Here is a 17,557-nt window from a genome sequence, read left to right as displayed (position 1 = left end):
GTGCAGACTGGGGAGATGACCGTCAAGGACCGGCAGATCGAGCGGCGCTGGGAGCAGTTGCACACCTGGGGGCCGTACGGGCTGCTCGGCATCAGTGTCGTCCTCGCGTTCGCCTCCGTCGGCCGCCTGTTCGGCCGTTCCGCCGAGTGGTACGCCGCTTGGGCCCTGATCGTCGCCGCGGTCGTCCTCCAGCTGTGGTGGCACGGCACCCGCTCCCGCCGGGCCGGCCGTGGCCGGATCCCGTCCCGGGTGGGGACGGCGTACTACGTCGTCCGCTGGGCCATCGGCTTCGCCCTCACGTGGATCGAGCCGTTCTTCGCGTTCTACGCCGCCGCCGGTTACATGGACGCCGACGAGCTGATCCCGGGCAGGTGGCAGCGGCTCGGCCTGTTCGCGAGCGCGGTCACCGTGGCCAGTGCGCAGGCCGGCGGGCTGCCGTTCGGGAGCGGCGTCCAGTGGATCCTCTTCGCCGCGCTCCTGGTCGCCAACTCCGGCCTGCAGATGGTGGTCGCCCATCTGCAGCAGCAGGAGGCGCAGCGCTCCCGCGAGCGCACCGAGACCATCACCGAACTCGAACGCACCAACGCCGCCCTGCAACAGGCCCTCGACGAGAACGCCGCCCTGCACGCCCAACTCGTCGTCCAGGCAAGGGAAGCCGGGGTCGCCGACGAGCGCCGTCGACTGGCCGCCGAGATCCACGACACGATCGCCCAAGGCCTGACAGGCATCATCGCCCAGCTCCAGGTAGTAGCCAGTGCACCCGACTTGACCACGGCCCGCACCCACCTCGAACGCGCCTCCGGGCTCGCCAGACACAGCCTCGGCGAGGCCCGCCGCTCCGTGCACAACCTGGCTCCGATGGCGCTGGCGGACGACGGTCTGCCGGAGGCGCTGAAGAAGACGGTGGCCGAATGGGCCGAACGAACCGGCATACGTGCCGAGTTCACCGTGACGGGCACGGCCGAGCAACTCCACGAGGAGATCGCGGCGACCCTCCTCCGGATCGTCCAGGAGGCCCTGTCCAACGCCGCCCGGCACGCGCACGCCACCCGCCTCGGCGTCACCCTCTCCTTCCTGGGCGACGAGGTCATCCTCGACATCCGCGACGACGGACAGGGCTTCGACCCTCTGGCGCTTCCCGAGCGCACTCGCGCCGGCGGCTTCGGCCTCGACGGTATGCGCGCCCGCGCCGAACGCATCGCCGGCACCCTCACCATCGAGGCCGAGCCGGGGCACGGCACGGCGGTCTCGGCTCGCGTACCGTTGGTCCGCGATGACCGATGACGTGACCGATGACGCTGTGATCACCCTGCTGATCGTCGACGACCATCCCGTCGTACGGGACGGTCTGCGCGGCATGTTCGAGTCCGCGCCGGGATTCACGGTCCTCTGCGAGGCCGCGAACGGAGTCGAGGCCGTCGCCCTCGCCACCTCCCTCGACCCGGACGTCGTCCTGATGGACCTCCGCATGCCCGGCGGCAACGGAGTCGAGGCCATCGCGGAACTCACCCGCCGCGGCGCCCGCGCCAAGGTGCTCGTCCTCACCACCTACGACACCGACTCCGACACCCTCCCCGCGATCGAGGCGGGCGCGACGGGCTATCTGCTGAAGGACGCCCCGCGGGAGGAGCTCTTCACCGCCGTGCGCGCGGCGGCGCAGGGCCGTACGGTGCTCTCGCCGGCGGTCGCCTCCCGCCTGATCTCGGCGGTCCGCGCGCCCGCCTCGACCCAGGACTCCCTCTCGGCCCGCGAGCGAGAGGTACTGGCCCTGGTGGCCAAGGGCACCTCGAACCGTGAGATCGCCCGCGTCCTGTTCATCAGCGAGGCCACGGTCAAGACCCACCTCACCCACCTGTACGCCAAGCTGGGCGTCAACGAACGCGCGGCGGCGGTGGCGGTCGCCTACGACCGAGGCATCCTGGGCTGACGCCACCTGAGGCGGAGCTTCGCCCCGAATCCCCGCGTGTTCCCGAGTCCGTTGCCTGCGGCCCGGTGGGGGCCGGCCGCGCCCACGCGGCGGAGCCGCAAATGTCACAGCCCCGCGCCCCTGAAAGCCTCAGCCCACCACCCGTAGCAACAACACCGCCCGCGCCGGCACGGTGACCGTGCCGCCCGCCCGATGGACCACACCCGGCGCCCGTGCCTGATCCTCCGCCGAGGTGTCGACCACGAGTTCGTAGCGCGAGGCCCACGGGGGCCCCGGCAGGACGAAGCTCACCGGACGGTCCCCGGCGTGCAGCACCGCGAGGAAGCTGTCGTCCACGACCGGCGCTCCGCGGGCATCGCGTCCGGGGATGTCCCGGCCGGAGAGGTACATCCCGAGCGTCCCGGCCGGCGCGTACCAGTCCCGTTCCGTCATCTCCGTCCCGCGCGGGGTGAACCACGCCAGGTCCCGCAGCCCGTCGACGGAGTGCGCCCGGCCGGAGAAGAACGCGCGGCGCCGCAGCACGGGATGCCGGTGCCGCAGCGCGATCAGACGGGAGGTGAGGTCGAACAGGGCACGCCAGCCCGGTTCGTCGAGCAGGCTCCAGTCGACCCAGCTGATCTCGTTGTCCTGGCAGTACGCGTTGTTGTTGCCGCGCTGGGTGCGCCCGAACTCGTCCCCCGCGACGAGCATCGGCACCCCGGTGGACAGCAGTAGCGTCGTCAGCAGGTTCCGCAACTGGCGGCGCCGCAGCCCCCGTACCCGCTCCTCGTCCGTCTCCCCCTCCGCCCCGCAGTTCCAGGCCCGGTTGTCGTTCGTGCCGTCCCGGTTGCCCTCCCCGTTGGCCTCGTTGTGCTTGCGCTCGTAGGAGACGAGGTCGCGCAGCGTGAAGCCGTCGTGGGCGGTCACGAAGTTCACCGAGGCGTAGGGGCGCCGTCCGCCCCACGCGTACAGGTCGCTCGACCCCGAGAGGCGGTACCCCAGGTCCCGTACGTCCGGCAGTGCGCCCCGCCAGAAGTCCCGGACCGCGTTGCGATAGCGGTCGTTCCACTCCGTCCACAGGGGTGGGAAGGCGCCGACCTGGTAGCCGCCGGAACCGACGTCCCAGGGTTCGGCGATCAGCTTCACCCGGCGCAGGACCGGGTCCTGGGCGATGACCGCGAGGAAGGGGGAGAGCATGTCGACGTCGTGCATGGAGCGGGCCAGCGCCGCCGCCAGGTCGAAGCGGAAGCCGTCCACCCCCATCTCCGTCACCCAGTACCGCAGCGAGTCCGTGATCAGGCGCAGGACGTGCGGCTGGACCACGTGCAGGGTGTTGCCGCAGCCCGTGTAGTCGGCGTACCGGCGGGCGTCCGACTGGAGCCGGTAGTAGCCCCGGTTGTCGATGCCGCGAAGGGACAGCATCGGGCCCAGCTCGCCGGCCTCCGCCGTGTGGTTGTAGACCACGTCGAGGATCACCTCGATGCCGGCGGCGTGCAGCGCCCGCACCATGCGTTTGAACTCGCCGACCTGCTGTCCCGTCGTCCCGGAGGACGCGTAGCCCGCGTGCGGGGCGAAGTAGCCGATCGAGTTGTAGCCCCAGTAGTTCTTCATTCCGCGCCGCAGGAGATGGTCCTCGTGGGCGAACTGATGGACGGGCAGGAGTTCCACGGCCGTGACGCCCAGCCCGACCAGGTGCTCGATCGCCGCCGGGTGGGCCAGCCCGGCGTAGGTGCCGCGCAGTTCCTCCGGGATCCCGGGGTGCAGCCGCGTGAAGCCGCGTACGTGCAGCTCGTAGATCACCGAGTCCGCCCACGGCGTCTTCGGGCGGTGGTCGTCCGACCAGTCGTCGTCATCGTGGACGACGACACCCTTGGGGACGTACGGCGCCGAGTCCCGGTCGTCGCGCACGGTGTCCGCGACCTGCTGCTGGGGCCAGTCCCGGACATGCCCGTACACCTCGGGCGGCAGACTGAAGTCGCCGTCCACCGCACGGGCGTACGGGTCGAGGAGCAGCTTCGCCGGGTTCCAGCGGGCGCCGGTCCACGGGTCCCAGCGGCCGTGCACGCGGTAGCCGTAGCGGCGGCCGGGCAGCACGCCGGGGACGAAGCCGTGCCAGATCTCGTGGGTCAGCTCGGTGAGCGGTACGCGTGTCTCGTGGACCTCGCCGTCCCGCTCGTCGAAGAGACAGAGGTCGACGGCCTCCGCCCCGCCCGCCCACAGGGCGAAGTTGGTGCCCGCCGCGCCGTCGGGGCCGACGCGGAAGCGCGCTCCGAGCGGGGTCGGGGCGCCCGGCCACACGGACACGGCGGGCGACGGCGCCCGCTGGGCGCCGTTCAGCACGGGGGATGACTGCGCGGGCAGCTTCTCGCCCGTGGCCCGCCCCTCCGGCACTGCCTCCTGCTCGGCTGCGCTCGACACCGTTCAGCCTCCTGCGGCTCGGTGGACGGCCCGTAGGGAAGCGCGCAGTGTCCCCGCTGCGGCTCCCCCTCGCGTCGTCCTCCCCACTGTTCTGCCCAGCGCTTGGCTCGCACTCACGTTTCCCCAGAGGTGCACACTCGTTGGGCCCGCTGTGAAGCACGAACAGACACGCGCGCGGCACGCAGGGGCCGCACTGGCCGCCGTACTGACCTGGGCCGGCCTGCTCGCCGGAGCCGCCGGCTGCACCTCGCACGGGATGGAGGAGGTGCTTGGCAAACCCCCCGCCGCCGAGGACGTCATCCGGATCTCTCCCGACGACAACAGCAAGGGCGTACGCTCGCGGCAGGCGCTGCGGGTCCGGGTGCCCGACGGGCGTCTGGAGTCCGTGCAGGTCGTCAAGGACCAGGACGCGCAGGAGTCCGCGGTGCCCGGGCACATCTCCGCCGACGGCCTGACCTGGGCGCCCGACGACCCGCGGCTCGCGCTGGCCGCCAAGTACGCCGTGGACGTGGTGGCCCTCGACGGGCAGGGGCGGCGCTCGGCGCGGCACACGACATTCACGACGTACGTCCCCGAGGAGCGGTTCATCGGATACGTGACGCCGGAGAACCGCTCCACCGTCGGCACCGGCATGATCGTCTCCCTCTCGTTCAACCGGGAGATCGAGAACCGGTCCGCCGTCGAGCGCGCGATCCACATCGAGGCCAGCCCCGCGGTGGAGGTCCGCCCGCACTGGTTCGGCAAGAGCCGCCTCGACTTCCGGCCCGAGAAGTACTGGAAGCCGGGCACGAAGGTCACCGTCGGGCTGCGGCTGCGCGATGTCGAGGGGGCGAAGGGCGTCTACGGACTCCAGTACAGGACCTTCTCGTTCACCATCGGACGCAGCCAGGTCTCGCTGGTCGACGCCGCCGCGCACACCATGGAGGTACGCCGCGACGGCGACCTCCTCGCCACGGTGCCGATCACGGCGGGCGCCCCCAAGAGGACGACGTACAACGGGAAGATGGTCGTCATGGAGATGCTGGAGGTGACCCGGATGAACAGCCGCACGGTCGGCTTCGGCGGCGAGTACGACATCCCGGACGTCCCGCACGCGATGCGACTCACCGACTCCGGGACCTTCGTGCACGGCAACTACTGGGCCTCGGGCGTCTTCGGCAACAGCAACGTCAGCCACGGCTGCGTCGGTCTCGAGGACGTGAAGGGCGGCAGCTCCGACACCCCCGCGGGCTGGTTCTTCGACCGCAGTCTCATCGGCGACGTCATCGAGATCGTCAACAGCGCCGACAAGGAAGTCGCTCCCGACAACGGCCTCGGAGGCTGGAACATGGGCTGGAAGGAGTGGAAGGCGGGCGGCGCGGCGAAGTAGCCCGAAGAGGCGCACGCACGCGCCGTAGGGCAGGGGACTCCAGCGCGCCCCCACACGGCCGAACTTGGGACTGAACGGTGACAATCCCGGGGAGCCATCTCTCAGAGCCGTGTGATTAATTAGCGCGATACGCGCGGTGACGCGCTGGGGTGCGGGCCTGATCAGGCCGTGCGAGGGGAGAACAGACTTGAACGGGCGACCGATATCGGGGGCGTCGGTTGGAACGCGGGCACGGGGAAGCCGGGGGAGCAAGGGAATCCTGGCGCTGCTGCTGGGCGTGCTGCTGCTCGCCGTGACCGCGTGCGGTGGGGGAGGGGACTCGGACTCCGGGAACGGCAAGGGCAAGAGCACGGGAAGCTCCGCCAAGGCCGACACCAAGGTCTCGCAGGCCGTGGTGACCATAGCCCCGAAGGACGGCACGAACGGCGTGGCCACCAGCGGGGCCCTCAAGGTCACCGCGGCCAAGGGCAAGCTGACCGAGGTCACGGTCAAGGACGGCAAGGGCAACGCGGTCGACGGCGCGATATCCGGCGGGGGTGCCACCTGGACGCCCTCGACCCACCTCGCCTCCGCCACCAAGTACAAGGTTCACGCGGTGGCCAAGGACACCGACGGCCGTGAGGCCGCCGAGGAGTCCGCCTTCACCACGCTGACCCCGAAGAACACCTTCGTCGGTATGTTCACTCCCGAGGACGGTTCCAAGGTCGGCGTCGGCATGCCCTTCTCGGTCCGCTTCACCCGGGGCATCACACACCCGGACGCCGTCGAGAAGGCCATCAAGATCAAGACCGAGCCGGCCGTCGACGTCCAGGGCCACTGGTTCGGCAACGACCGCCTCGACTTCCGCCCCGAGCAGTACTGGAAGTCCGGTACGAAGGTCACCGTCACCCTCAACCTCGACGGCGTCGAGGGCCGGCCCGGGGTCTACGGCAAGCAGGCCAAGACCGTGTCCTTCACGATCGGCCGCAGCCAGGTCTCCACGGTCGACGCCAAGACCCACAAGATGGTCATCAAGCGCGACGGCAAGGTCATCAAGACCATCCCGATCACCACGGGCAAGCCGGGCTACGACACGTGGAACGGCCAGATGGTCATCAGCGAGCAGCTCCGGGTGACCCGTATGAACGGTGAGACGGTCGGCTACGGCGGCGAGTACGACATCAAGGACGTGCCCGACGCCCAGCGCCTGACCGACTCGGGCACCTTCATCCACGGCAACTACTGGGGCGGCGACGCCTTCGGCAACTACAACGCCAGCCACGGCTGCGTGGGCCTGCGCGACGTGCGCGGCGGCGGCGACCGCAGTGCGCCCGCGGCCTGGTTCTTCGACCACTCCATCACCGGTGACGTGGTGATCGTGAAGAACTCCCACGACAAGACGGTCGCTCCGGACAACGGCCTCAACGGCTGGAACATGTCCTGGTCGGCCTGGACCGCCTGATCGTTCCGCCTCGACGGGCCCGCTGCGCCAGGTCACCTTTGTGACCGAGCACACCGGGCCCGTTGTCGTTGGTCCCCATGCTGCACTTGCCCCGGGGGACAACCCCCCAGACCCCCCGATACGGTGCCCTCATGACTGTGCATCTCGAAGTGGCCGAAGGCGTCGGCACCCTCCGCCTGGACCGCCCGCCCATGAACGCGCTGGACGTCGCCACACAAGACCGGCTCAAGGAGCTCGCCGAGGAGGCCACACGCCGCGAGGACGTGCGCGCCGTGGTCATCTACGGCGGCGAGAAGGTGTTCGCGGCGGGCGCGGACATCAAGGAGATGCAGGCCATGGACCACGCGGCGATGGTCGTGCGGTCCCGTGGCCTGCAGGACTCCTTCAGCGCCGTGGCCCGCATCCCCAAGCCGGTCGTCGCCGCCGTCACCGGCTACGCGCTGGGCGGTGGCTGCGAGTTGGCGCTCTGCGCGGACTTCCGTATCGCCGCGGACAACGCCAAGCTCGGCCAGCCGGAGATCCTGCTGGGCCTGATCCCCGGCGCCGGCGGCACCCAGCGCCTGTCCCGCCTGATCGGTCCCTCCAAGGCGAAGGACCTCATCTTCACGGGGCGGATGGTGAAGGCCGACGAGGCGCTGTCGCTCGGTCTTGTGGACCGGGTCGTCCCGGCCGACGAGGTGTACGCCCAGGCACACGCGTGGGCCGCGAAGCTGGCGCAAGGTCCCGCACTCGCGCTGCGCGCCGCCAAGGAGTCCATCGACGTGGGTCTGGAGACCGATCTCGAGACGGGGCTCGCGATTGAACGGAACTGGTTCGCGGGGCTGTTCGCGACCGAGGACCGCGAGCGCGGCATGCGCAGCTTCGTGGAGGAGGGGCCGGGGAGGGCGAAGTTCCTCTGATCCGCCGTTTCCGCCGCTTTCCCGGGGCGCCGATTCTCAGAATCACCGGTTCTCAAAATCACCGCCGGAGCCCCCGTGGTGCCGCGAAACTCACTCTCCAAGTTCCGCTGATCCACTTGCAGTTGACGCGATGTCCTCTCCGGTGTCCCCCGAAGGGCTGGTTTATGCCAGCCTTAAGGGAACCTTAAGCTTGCCTTGTCGGGAGCGAATGGCGATTGCCGCCAACCAGGTCATTCCGGCAGGTCGGATGGGCCTTGATAGGCCCTGAACTGCCGTGGGCATATGCCGATCGGATGTGGTGGAATGGGCGGTTCCGGGGGGCGTATTCCTCCGGAACGGCCCCGAAGCGGGCTCTGGGCGGCCATGATGGGGGGCATGGCGGGGCTGGAGGGTATCGAACAGCCGCGGCGGCACGGGAGTGCGACCGCGGCGCGCTGGTCGCCTGCGGTCGAGGACGAGCGGGCGCTCAAGGCGCTCGAGTTGTTCGGCAATCCGACGGAGGGCGAGGTCCCGCTGCCGTCCCGCCCCGAGTCCGCCGCCACCGCGCGGCGGCTCACCCAGGTCATCGTCCTGCGTCACTGGGGGCTCTCCCCGAAGATGACCGAGGACGCCGTGTTACTGGTGTCCGAACTCGTCGGCAATGCCGTACGGCACACGGGCGCCCGCGTCTTCGGACTCCGGATGCGGCGCCGCCGGGGCTGGATCCGCGTCGAGGTCCGTGACCCCTCCCGCGGTCTTCCCTGTCTGATGCCGGTCCAGGAGATGGACCTGAGCGGCCGCGGTCTCTTTCTCGTCGACAAGCTCTCCGACCGCTGGGGAGTCGACCTCCTGCCCCGCGGCAAGACCACCTGGTTCGAGATGCGCGTCGCCGACCGCTGACCGCTCGCCCCCGGGGCCCGCACCGCGACCCGCACCCCCGCCAATCGGACGAATCGCACGTTTTCTTACCATTACACCCTTAAATGGTGCGGGTGATCACGCCCGCTCGTCCCCCTCAGCCGTCCCCCGACGGAAGCCCCGACGGAAGCGTCGCGCGTGCGGCGCCGGAGCCTCGTACGGTTCCGGATCGGCGTGCGGCGCTGCGGTCGGGTGTCGCGCTCGCCGCCGGGACACTCGCCGCGGGGTGTTCCGCGACCGGCGTCGTCGCACACCCGGTCGCCGCGTCCCGCACGTCCGTCTCTCCCTCCGCGAACCCGGCCGCGGCCTCCTCCGCGAACCCCTCCGCCAAGCCCGCCGCCGCGCCCGCGCCCCGCCGCTTCCCGCAGCAGCCCGCCGAGATCACCCACGGCCCCCGCGACCGTCCCCGGGTCGCCCTCACCTTCCACGGCCAGGGCGACCCGGCCGTCGCCAAGGCACTGCTCGGCGAGGCGGAGAAGGCCGGCGCCCGGGTCACCGTGCTCGCGGTGGGCAGTTGGCTCGACGAGCACCCCGGCATCGCCCGCCGCATCCTCGACGGCGGCCACGACCTCGGCAACCACACCCTGCGCCACCTCGACATCAACGCGATGTCCGAGGCGGACGCGGAGGCCGAGATCCGGGGCTGCGCGGACCGGCTGCGACGGCTGACCGGGTCCATCGGCACCTGGTTCAGGCCCTCCCGCACCCCTAGCGCCTCCGCCCTCGTGGCGGGCGTGGCCCGCCGTGTGGGCTACCCGCACGTCCTCTCCTACGACGTCGACTCGCTCGACTACACCTCGCCGGGCGCCCCCGCCGTCACCCGCCAGGTCATCGGCGGGGTCCGCGACGGATCCGTGGTGAGCCTGCACTTCGGGTACGCGGACACGGTCGCCGCGCTCCCCGCCGTCCTGGAAGAACTCGGCCGCCGCGGTCTGCGCGCGGTCACCACCACGGAGCTGCTGAACTGATGCACCGCAACCGGAACCTCACGAAGCGCGCCCTGCTCGCGGGCGCGGTACTCGCCGCACTCGCCGTACTTCCGGGCTGCGACAGCGAGTCCAAGAACACCGCGCACGAGGCCGTCGGCACCCAGGCCGCCGTCAAACCGGCCCAGCCGAAGCAGGTCGACGGCCTGCCCGGCATGCCGCCCGTGCTCGACCCGACGGACCTCTACGCCGCCGACCGGCCGAACAAGCTCTCGCCGGTCGTCAAGGACTTCCCGTCCCGCGTGTACGTCCCCAACACCAACTCCAACACGGTCTCCGTGATCGACCCGAAGACGTACGAGGTCATCGAGACGATCCGGGTCGGCACCCAGCCCCAGCACGTCGTCCCCTCCTGGGACATGAAGACGCTCTGGGTCAACAACGACCGGGGCAACACCCTCACCCCCATCGACCCGAGGACCGGCAAGGCGGGCAAGACCGTCGACGTACACGACCCGTACAACCTGTACTTCACGCCCAACGGCAAGTACGCGATCGTCATGGCCTCCCTCGACCGCGAGCTGGTCTTCCGCGACGCGCACACCATGAAGACCGTGAAGACCGAGCCGGTCACCTGTTACGGCGTCAACCACGCCGACTTCTCCCTGGACGGCCGCTACTTCATCGTCTCCTGCGAGTTCAGCGGCGAGCTGCTGAAGGTCGACACCGAGCGGATGAAGGTGGTCGCCCAGGAGAAGCTGCCCTTCCGCGGCGCGATGCCGCAGGATGTCAAGATCTCCCCCGACGGCAAGCGGTTCTACATCGCCGACATGGTGACCAACGGCGTGTGGATCCTCGACGGGGACAAGTTCACGAAGCCGTCCTTCCTCCCGACCGGCAAGGGCTGCCACGGGCTGTACGTCAGCCGCGACTCGCGCGAGATGTACATCTCCAACCGGGGCGAGGGCACCATCTCCGTCTTCGACTTCACCCAGAACAGGCTGACCAAGAAGTGGCGCCTGCCGCACGGCGGCAGCCCCGACATGGGCGGCGTCTCGGCCGACGGCAAGGTCCTGTGGCTGTCGGGTCGCTACAACTCCGAGGTGTACGCCATCGACACCCGCACCGGCGCCCAACTGGCGCGCATCCCGGTCGGCAGCGGTCCCCACGGACTGGCCGTCTACCCCCAGCCGGGCCGCTACTCGCTCGGCCACACCGGTATCTTCCGCTGATCCAGGCATGGCTGACCCGAAGGCGGTGACACGCCGCCGTACGGGTGAAGATGCCCGGCCCGCCGCCGCAGAACCGAGATCGTGCTCCCCGTGATCACAACTCGCCTGCGGCGTCGGGCCGCCGCCGACCACCGTGTGCAGGTCTAGCGCTTCACCCCCGAGCCGGTCTGGCGCAAGACCTGCGGCACGCTGTACCGCAGCGACAGCCGGGGCCCCGCCACCGTCTTCGAGCAGGGCTTCAATCCCAAGGACGTCATCGACGGGCAGTACGACATCGAGCAGTACGTCCTGGTCAACCAGCCCTCGCCGTACGTGTCGACGATGTACGACCACGACCTGTACAAGACCTGGTACAAGTCGGGCTTCAACTACTACATCGACGCGCCCGGTGGCGTAGACGTCAACAAGACCATCGGTGACACCCACAAGTGGGCCGACCAGGTCGAGGTCGCCTTCCCCGGCGGTATCGCGCGCCAGTACATCATCGGCGTCTGCCCGGTCGACAAGAAGACCAAGACCGAGATCATGAGCGACTGCGAGAGCAACCCGTACTACGAGTAATGGCACTGGCGCCTACCCGGCGATGAGCAGCGCCTCCGAGCCCACGGGACGGTAACCGGCTGCCTGGAACGCCCGCATGCTGCGGGCGTTCCCCGGCGCGACCTGGGCCCACAGCGGCTCCGTGGCGAGCTGCCGGGCCGCCGTCACCAGGGCCCGGCCCAGCCCTCGGTGCCGCATGGAGTCGGCGTCCAATGAGCGGCTCGCCCGGTACCGGGAGTTGGTGTCCACGGTGAAGGGCGCGGGGACCCCGTCCGCGCACCGGGAGGAGTTCGGCTGGGTGGTCGCCGCACTGAGGGCCGGCGCGGACCGTTAATCTGACCTCCGTCAACACAGCTGTAATGCACTACGAAGGGGCGGATCGGTGGCGGACATCGAGGAAGCACGCAAGCAGTTCGAGCGGATCGATACGGACGGTGACGGTTTCATCACCGCGGCCGAGTTCAAGAGCGCCCTCGCCCAGGGCGGCGACTGGAACGTCACCGACTCGGTGGCGGAGGCCATCATCGCCACCCGCGACCTCAACGGGGACAAGGTCCTCTCGTTCGACGAGTTCTGGACCCACCTGAACAAGTGACCCGGGCCCTGAACAGGTGACCCGGGCACAGGGGCGCCCGCCGACCATCCGGCGGGCGCCCCTTCGTCATGCCGTGCGCGCGGTGCGCAGGAAGGCTGCCGGCATGTCGATGCTGATCTCGGTGATTGAAACCCGCACCAGCATGCCCGCGAGGTGCCCGGCCTCGACGGCGAGCGGTTCGCCGGCGTGCACCATGAAGGCGTACGCGTACAGGGCCGCCACTTCCTCGTTACGGCAGGCGAACGGCCTTGACCGCACCACGGTCGCTGCAAGCGTGGCCGCTCTCCAGGCGTTGTCGGCGTCGGCGCGGTTCTTGCTCGCGTGCCGGGTGATCGCGGCCTCCAGGGCGGGGATGTCCTCCACCTCGGGTGGGTCGGAGAGCTGGTCCGCGATGACGAGGGCCCAGCTGGTGGAGGTGCAGGCGGCCCGACTCGCCGCCGCCCGCCGCACACCGGAGGACGTCACCGCGCTGGCCGGCCGCCGCGCCGCGTCCGCCGGGGACGACGCGGCCTTCGTCGACGCCGACATCGCGCTGCACGCGGCCGTGGTCGCCGCCGTCCACAACCCCGTACTCGCCGACCTCTTCAGGGAGTTCGTGCCCGCGCTGCGGGAGGGCCTGATCGAGATGCTGGATCTGGTGGGGATGCGGGAGCACGACCCCAACACGGGCGACGACGCCCACGCGGCGCTGGTACGGGCCGTCGCGGACGGGGACGCGGAGACGGCGGGGACGGTGCTCCGAGGGGAGCTGGAGGAGACGCTCGCCCTGTTGCGGCGGCCCTGAGGGGCCTGCTCGCGGTACTGGCCCGACGGCGCCCCGGGCCTCGGCGCGGACGGCGGGCACCCGAACGCCGTACGTCCCGGAATAGGTGGGCGTGCACCGGGGTTGCCGATCTCCGTCAGTCCAGTGGCGTCAATCCCGGAAGGACCTGTCCATCATGAAGATCGGCATCATCGGCGCGGGCAACATCGGCGGCAACCTCACCCGGCGGCTCACCGCCCTCGGACACGACGTCTCCGTCGCGAACTCCCGCGGTCCTGGGACCCTCACCGCGCTCGCCGAGGAGACCGGTGCGACCCCCGTCAAGGTCGAGGACGCGGCGCGCGGCGCCGAGGTCGTCGTCGTCACGGTTCCCCTGAAGGCGGTTCCGAACCTGCCGGACGGGCTCTTTGACCAAGCCGCGAAGGGCGTCGCCGTCATCGACACCGGCAACTACTACCCCCAGCAGCGCGACGGCAGGATCGCAGCGATCGAGGACGAGGGTCTGACCGAGAGCGGCTGGACGGCCCGGCAGATCGGCCACACCGTCGTCAAGGCGTTCAACGGCACGTACGCCCAGGACATTTTGGACCGGCACCGCCCGGCCGGCGCCCCCGACCGACTGGCGCTGCCGGTGGCCGGTGACGACGAGGCCGCCAAGCGGGTCGTACGTGAGCTCATCGACGAACTCGGCTTCGACACGGTCGACACGGGCGGCCTCGACGACTCCTGGCGCCAGCAGCCCGGCACCCCGGTCTACGGCCTTCAGGAGGGCGTGGACGAGGTCACCAAGGCGCTGGCCCAGGCGCCCCGGGAGCGCTCCGCGGACTTCCGCGCGTAACGTCACACGATCCGCAACGGAAGGTGCGGCCCGACCGGCAACTCGACCTCGACGGGGTCCCCGGGCCGCACCACGCCGCCTTCCCGCACGACGCCCATGACCCCCGACTTGTAGACGACTCCGCCGCCGTCCTCGTCCCTCCCGACGACCTGCTTGAGCAGCCCCTTCTGGAAGTCGTCGATCTGTGCGCAGGGATTGCGCAGGCCGGTGATCTCCACGACGGCCGCGTCCCCGAGACGCAGCAGCGTGCCCACCGGCAGCCCCAGCAGATCGACACCCCGGGTGGTGACGTTCTCCCCGAGCTCCCCGGGAGCGACGGTGAAGCCGCTCTCGCGCAGCTCGTCGAACAGCTCCTCGTGCATGAGGTGCACCTGACGCAGATTCACCTGCGACGGGTCCTTCGCCATCCGGAACCGGTGCTTCACGGTGGTACCCGCGTGCACATCACCCTCCACCCCGAGCCCGGCGAGCAGCGTGATGCTCTCCCGGTTCGGCTTGGTGAAGGAATACGTCCCGTTACTGCTGACCGTGGTGACCGTCCCACCCATGTGCGAGAGCTCCCCTCTCTCCTGCGACTTCCGCCGAGCCGCAGGTCAGAGCCTACGCGTCAGGAGAACTCATGGGTCAGCCGGACTTCTCCCACCCCGGCTTCCGGGCCGGATCCGGCGGCCCGTCAGCCCCCCGTCGCCCACTCCTTCAGCGCGGCCTTGCTGCCGAAGTTCGCGACGTCCCTGTCCAGGGGCTCGTCGGTGTACTGGTGGAATCGCCACGAGGCCTTGATACGGGGCTTGCCCGCGGTCACGTAGTCGGCGATCCACAGGCCGTCTCCGGCGTACGAGGTGGTGTCGACGGTGAGCCAGTAGTTGCGGTTGGTGTAGAGGAGGACCCGGTGGTTCGGCCGAAGCTCCTTCACCATCCGGATGAAACGGTCCTTCTCGGCGTTGCTCGCGTGCGTGCCGTCACCGGTGGCCTCCCAGTCGACGGCGAGCAGGTCTCCGGCCTTCTCGGGGGCCTTGCCGACGAAGTACTCGGCCTGCGCGGTGATGTCGCCGGGCCACAGGAAGTGGTAGAACCCGACCACGCACCCGGCGTCCCGGGCTGTCTTCACCTGGGCGGTGAGTTTCGGATTGACGTACGTATGGCCCTCCGTCGCCTTGACGAAGACGAAGGAGAGACCGTCGGTGGAGAAAGAGGACGACTGATAGGCGCTTACGTCGATGCCGCGCAGCATGGGCGACTCCTCCGTGCGTGGGGGGGATGTACACGTACGTTCTGCCTGATACGTGCAGGGGCCTACTTCTTTTCAAATGCCCCCACTTCCTCCACCGCACCCTCGAACACCGGCCCGGACATGGAACCTTCTCCCGGTCGTCCGCCGGGCCGAGAAGTCCGAGCCCTGCCCGGGGCGGCACCTCGCGTTGGCCGGCGGGAGATGCCGTGGGTGCTCGCCGAGCGGCTCCTCCGACTCGCCCGCCCCGAGACCGTTGACCTCCGCTTTGATCATTCCCTCGGGCCGGCTACCGGGCTCTCCTCGGTATCCGCGGCATCGGTATGCAGTTCGGGCCGACCCAGCCAGGACACGAACAGCCCGTCGGGGTCCCAACTGGCGCGGAGGGTGTCGAGCCGCAGGAGGTTCTCGTCGGTCACGAAGCGATACGGGCGGTTGACCAGGTTCTCGTCAGCCAGCTGGATGCCGCTGCGCGAGGGGCGACGTATTTCCCGCCCATCCAAAAGCGCGAACGCGTCTCGGCGCCGCCCTTCACCCGGCGTACGTAGTGGACACCTGTCGCGGTAGGGAGCACTCTGGTCCCCCTGCCGCCGGTCAGCCGGAGAGTTTCACCACGCGGGAGTCCCCGATGACCCTGCCCTTCGCGTCCAGCGCCCTGACCTTGAAGTACGGTCCTGGTCCGGGCGTGGTGACGGCGGTCTCGAATCCGGACCGTGGGGCGTGTCTGACGACGACCGACAGGGAATTGGGGTCGGATCCGGCGAGTACCTGCCATGCGGCGGTCTGCGTCGAGCCGTTCCAGGAGGCGTAGACGACGCTGTGCCCGGCGTGGGACCGTGCCGCCGCACTCGGTGGGTAGTAGGGCGTGCCGATCCATTTGTTGCGGAAGGCTCGGTAGGAGATGTCGGCGCCCGGCAGTTTCGCGTCGTAGAGCAGGTTCTTCGAACCGTTGCCCTCGGTGTTCCCTGCACCCGCGTACTCCGAGTAGTACGGGCTCTGGCCCCACCCGATGAATTCGTTGCCGTTGGAGAGGGCCTGGGTGTTTCCCTGGGTCGGTGACTCCAGCGGCGGCCGGTGGTAGTAGGTCTTGACCGCCGTCGCCTTGTGGCTGCGGAAATCAAGGCTGAGGATCAGGCCGTGCGAACGCTGTTCGGGGGCGCCGTCGGGAAGGTCGCAGCAGCCGTCGTCGAACATGCTGATCCGGTTTCCTGGCCGGAATCGGGCGTCGTGCTGCCAGTAGAAGTCCGCGTTCGGACCGAAGGTGAAGTCGCTTTTCTTTCCCCCGATCTGATAGCGGACCTTCCCGGACTTCTTGGTGACGTCGTAGATCGCCCACATGTTCCGGGCCGAGATCAGCAGCCGGCCGTCAGGGCCCTCGTCGACGGAGTTGATGTGAAAGGCGTCCCACACTCCGCCGGACGACGATGCGCTGGAGGCTGCCTCCTCGGAATCGGCCGGGTCGATATGGTCCAGCGCGTTCCATGAGTAGAGGAGTCTCCCCGTGGCGAGGTCGACCTCCTGGACCTCGCTGTTCTCGATGGCTCCGTTCTTCGGACCCCCATAGGGGGTGAGATCCATGGGCACCGGTTTGGAGGCGATGAACAGCGCGGTGCCCCTGCGGGTCAGGGTGAATTCGTGCTCGTCCGGGTAGTAGCCGTGATGCGCGAAGACCGTTTTGAGCAGGCGGTAGTGGGAGTCGTAGATGTAGTAGCACCCGCCCGGTTCCGGCGCACCGGCCGGCAGGTTCGTATATGCCGGGGGAAGGGCGAGAGTCCCCTGCCACCAGGTCAGCACCGGTTGTCCCCGGTCCCGGCGGCCGTCGTAATAGGTCTGGACCTTGAAGTCGGCGTTCTGGAGGTTCGCGGAAGGCAGTGGGCGGAACCAGACCGGATCACCCGAGTCGTCGTTGACCAGTGCCCCCGTCTGGCCGACCATCTGGTCCGCGCTGAACGGGGCGACAAAGATGTCTCCGTGAGCCGTTCCCGGTCTGTTCGCAGTCACGGTCACCCGCATGGGGTGAAGGCCCGGTTCGGAGACGAAACTCCACACATCGCTGCCCGACAGGATCGGGGGTGGAGTGCTTTCCGATGGAGGGAAGGGTTTCGTCGCGCACCGGCGGGACGCGCCCCCTTGGGGACTCGCCGTGGCCGACGGCACGCAGTTTGTGAAGACACACCCCGCGGCGAGCACGCAGGCTCCGACGGTGCGACGGGTCCTTCTCCGTGTCCGGCGGACCCGCGGAGCTCGCGTCACCATTGCCGACCTCCTTGGCACCCGGAACCCTTCTCCGATGGCGGTGCCGCTCGTCTTCGAACGTCTGGTTCGGTTCACTCCTCCGACCCAGAACGATCAAGACCGGGAGCTGTTCCTCTGGTGACGGTATGCAGCAAGAGGGGCCCGCGCCTGCTGAAGGCCACTCAGGTAGGCCGTTCGGCAGGTACGGCCTCACCCGGACATACGGCAGCGCAGCTCCCTTGCGAGCAGCAGGCCGTCCTTGAGGGCGAA

At 69.6% G+C, this 17,557-nt stretch carries 19 protein-coding genes and 2 pseudogenes; 13 read left to right on the top strand and 8 right to left on the bottom strand.

Annotated features, from left to right (window positions below):
* Positions 1-15: 15 nt before the first annotated feature.
* Together SMIR_RS10440 and SMIR_RS10435 are read left to right on the top strand one after the other, a co-directional pair.
* Positions 16-1,284 carry a sensor histidine kinase gene (locus SMIR_RS10440; protein ID WP_168501307.1) on the top strand — a complete coding sequence of 423 codons (1,269 nt, stop codon included), beginning with the start codon at positions 16-18 and terminating at the stop codon, positions 1,282-1,284.
* On the top strand, positions 1,274-1,927 hold the full coding sequence (locus SMIR_RS10435) for a response regulator (RefSeq protein ID WP_283959558.1): 654 nt from the start codon (positions 1,274-1,276) through the stop codon (positions 1,925-1,927). Before SMIR_RS10440 ends, SMIR_RS10435 begins: the two co-directional genes overlap by 11 nt.
* Positions 1,928-2,056: 129 nt before the next feature.
* On the opposite strand, the gene glgX is transcribed toward SMIR_RS10435, so the two are convergent.
* A complete protein-coding gene (gene glgX, locus SMIR_RS10430) occupies positions 2,057-4,324 on the bottom strand; it encodes a glycogen debranching protein GlgX (protein WP_168495715.1) in 2,268 nt (755 codons plus the stop codon).
* A 151-nt stretch (positions 4,325-4,475) separates the two neighbouring features.
* Between glgX and SMIR_RS10425 the strand changes: the two genes are divergently transcribed.
* The 7 genes and pseudogenes from SMIR_RS10425 to SMIR_RS10395 all read left to right on the top strand — a co-directional run.
* Positions 4,476-5,693, top strand: coding sequence for a L,D-transpeptidase (locus tag SMIR_RS10425; RefSeq protein WP_168495717.1), 1,218 nt, complete (start codon positions 4,476-4,478; stop codon positions 5,691-5,693).
* Positions 5,694-5,880: 187 nt separating this feature from the next.
* Positions 5,881-7,134 (top strand): L,D-transpeptidase, encoded by a 1,254-nt coding sequence (locus SMIR_RS10420; protein ID WP_168495719.1) that lies wholly within the window; start codon positions 5,881-5,883, stop codon positions 7,132-7,134.
* A gap of 131 nt (positions 7,135-7,265) precedes the next feature.
* Entirely contained in the window at positions 7,266-8,033 is a 768-nt protein-coding gene (locus tag SMIR_RS10415; protein WP_168495721.1) for an enoyl-CoA hydratase/isomerase family protein, read from the top strand.
* Between the two features lie 375 nt (positions 8,034-8,408).
* Positions 8,409-8,912 (top strand): ATP-binding protein, encoded by a 504-nt coding sequence (locus tag SMIR_RS10410; RefSeq protein ID WP_054234655.1) that lies wholly within the window; start codon positions 8,409-8,411, stop codon positions 8,910-8,912.
* Positions 8,913-8,995: 83 nt separating this feature from the next.
* The gene (locus tag SMIR_RS10405; RefSeq protein WP_168495723.1) at positions 8,996-9,898 is read left to right on the top strand and encodes a polysaccharide deacetylase family protein; all 903 of its coding nucleotides are present in this window, start codon (positions 8,996-8,998) and stop codon (positions 9,896-9,898) included.
* Positions 9,898-11,088, top strand: coding sequence for a YncE family protein (locus SMIR_RS10400; RefSeq protein WP_168495725.1), 1,191 nt, complete (start codon positions 9,898-9,900; stop codon positions 11,086-11,088). Before SMIR_RS10405 ends, SMIR_RS10400 begins: the two co-directional genes overlap by 1 nt.
* A gap of 114 nt (positions 11,089-11,202) precedes the next feature.
* Positions 11,203-11,649 (top strand): annotated as a pseudogene (locus SMIR_RS10395) (ADP-ribosyltransferase); the annotation flags it as partial.
* 12 nt (positions 11,650-11,661) lie between these two features.
* Here the strand turns inward: SMIR_RS10395 and SMIR_RS10390 are convergent.
* A pseudogene (locus SMIR_RS10390) lies at positions 11,662-11,832 on the bottom strand (GNAT family N-acetyltransferase); the annotation flags it as partial.
* Here SMIR_RS10390 and SMIR_RS10385 point away from each other — a divergent pair.
* The gene (locus tag SMIR_RS10385) at positions 11,825-11,962 is read left to right on the top strand and encodes a hypothetical protein (RefSeq protein WP_422664537.1); all 138 of its coding nucleotides are present in this window, start codon (positions 11,825-11,827) and stop codon (positions 11,960-11,962) included. The pseudogene SMIR_RS10390 and the gene SMIR_RS10385 overlap by 8 nt on opposite strands.
* A gap of 48 nt (positions 11,963-12,010) precedes the next feature.
* Complete coding sequence (locus SMIR_RS10380) at positions 12,011-12,223, top strand: EF-hand domain-containing protein (RefSeq protein WP_095852504.1); 213 nt, start codon at positions 12,011-12,013, stop codon at positions 12,221-12,223.
* Positions 12,224-12,289: 66 nt separating this feature from the next.
* On the opposite strand, the gene SMIR_RS43425 is transcribed toward SMIR_RS10380, so the two are convergent.
* The gene (locus SMIR_RS43425) at positions 12,290-12,586 is read right to left on the bottom strand and encodes a hypothetical protein (RefSeq protein ID WP_248003131.1); all 297 of its coding nucleotides are present in this window, start codon (positions 12,584-12,586) and stop codon (positions 12,290-12,292) included.
* Positions 12,587-12,614: 28 nt separating this feature from the next.
* On the opposite strand from SMIR_RS43425, the gene SMIR_RS43420 reads away from it, so the two are divergent.
* Positions 12,615-13,007, top strand: coding sequence for an FCD domain-containing protein (locus SMIR_RS43420; RefSeq protein ID WP_422664419.1), 393 nt, complete (start codon positions 12,615-12,617; stop codon positions 13,005-13,007).
* An 85-nt stretch (positions 13,008-13,092) separates the two neighbouring features.
* Entirely contained in the window at positions 13,093-13,824 is a 732-nt protein-coding gene (locus SMIR_RS10370; RefSeq protein ID WP_349636899.1) for an NADPH-dependent F420 reductase, read from the top strand.
* Between the two features lie 2 nt (positions 13,825-13,826).
* On the opposite strand, the gene SMIR_RS10365 is transcribed toward SMIR_RS10370, so the two are convergent.
* The 5 genes from SMIR_RS10365 to SMIR_RS10345 form a co-directional block, all read right to left on the bottom strand.
* Positions 13,827-14,372, bottom strand: a complete 546-nt coding sequence (locus SMIR_RS10365; RefSeq protein WP_168495731.1) for an MOSC domain-containing protein — start codon at positions 14,370-14,372, stop codon at positions 13,827-13,829.
* A gap of 125 nt (positions 14,373-14,497) precedes the next feature.
* Positions 14,498-15,055 (bottom strand): glycoside hydrolase family 25 protein, encoded by a 558-nt coding sequence (locus SMIR_RS10360; RefSeq protein WP_168495733.1) that lies wholly within the window; start codon positions 15,053-15,055, stop codon positions 14,498-14,500.
* A gap of 269 nt (positions 15,056-15,324) precedes the next feature.
* Positions 15,325-15,471, bottom strand: coding sequence for a hypothetical protein (locus tag SMIR_RS10355; RefSeq protein ID WP_168495735.1), 147 nt, complete (start codon positions 15,469-15,471; stop codon positions 15,325-15,327).
* Positions 15,468-15,626 carry a DAPG hydrolase family protein gene (locus tag SMIR_RS44900; protein ID WP_168495737.1) on the bottom strand — a complete coding sequence of 53 codons (159 nt, stop codon included), beginning with the start codon at positions 15,624-15,626 and terminating at the stop codon, positions 15,468-15,470. The genes SMIR_RS10355 and SMIR_RS44900 overlap by 4 nt, the downstream gene beginning before the upstream one ends.
* A gap of 20 nt (positions 15,627-15,646) precedes the next feature.
* The gene (locus SMIR_RS10345) at positions 15,647-17,053 is read right to left on the bottom strand and encodes an arylsulfotransferase family protein (protein WP_249938410.1); all 1,407 of its coding nucleotides are present in this window, start codon (positions 17,051-17,053) and stop codon (positions 15,647-15,649) included.
* Between the last annotated feature and the right edge of the window lie 504 nt (positions 17,054-17,557).

The sequence above is a fragment of the Streptomyces mirabilis genome (assembly GCF_018310535.1).
GTDB lineage: Bacteria > Actinomycetota > Actinomycetes > Streptomycetales > Streptomycetaceae > Streptomyces.
Note: the sequence above shows the minus strand (reverse complement) of the source record. Positions and strands in the feature narration are given on the sequence as shown.